Genomic DNA, 601 nt, shown 5'->3' with positions numbered 1-601 from the left:
GAGTGGGGGCGGGGGTGTCGGTGGGGTCGTCCGCCGGGGCGGGGGTGAGCGGGCGGGTGCGGACGCCGCTGGCGGTGGCGGTGAGCAGCGTGTGCTCGGGGGCTTCGCGCCAGCCGTCGCGGTCGTCGGGTTCGGAGGCGACGAGCACGCCGGGCGGTTCGCCGTCGGCTGCGGTGCGGTACCAGAGGGTGTCGCCGTGGCGGACGGCGGTGATGGTCCGGCCGTCGGTGAGCAGCAGGTTGAGACGGCCGCCGGGCCGGGCGGCGGCGACGCGCAGGGCGGTGTCGGTCAGGACGTGCGCGGGGTCCTCGCCGGCGGCGAGCCGGCGGCTGAGGAGCAGCCACAGCAGCACGGAGTCGCAGCGCGCCTCCAGGGTGGCGATCTCGGCGGCGGTGACGGGCTCGCCGAGGTCGTCGGGGAGTGTGGGCCAGTCGGGTATCGCGCCGTTGTGGCTGAACAGCCAGCGGCCGTCGGCGAAGGGCGCGGCGGCCGACTCGTCCTGGCAGGTGCCGGAGGTGGCGTCGCGGACGGCGGCCAGGACGGCGGTGGAGCGGACGGCCCGGGCCAGGTCGGGCAGGTTGCCGTCGGCCCAGATGGGTAC

At 77.4% G+C, this 601-nt stretch carries 1 protein-coding gene; it reads right to left on the bottom strand.

What is annotated here, in order from left to right; all coding sequences use genetic code 11:
- A partial coding sequence (locus GL263_RS27645; RefSeq protein ID WP_182858455.1) for a class II glutamine amidotransferase occupies positions 1–601 on the bottom strand: 601 nt, incomplete at both ends.

The organism is Streptomyces durbertensis, from assembly GCF_014156695.1.
GTDB classification, from domain to species: domain Bacteria; phylum Actinomycetota; class Actinomycetes; order Streptomycetales; family Streptomycetaceae; genus Streptomyces; species Streptomyces durbertensis.
This window is presented reverse-complemented; position numbering and strand designations above follow the sequence as displayed.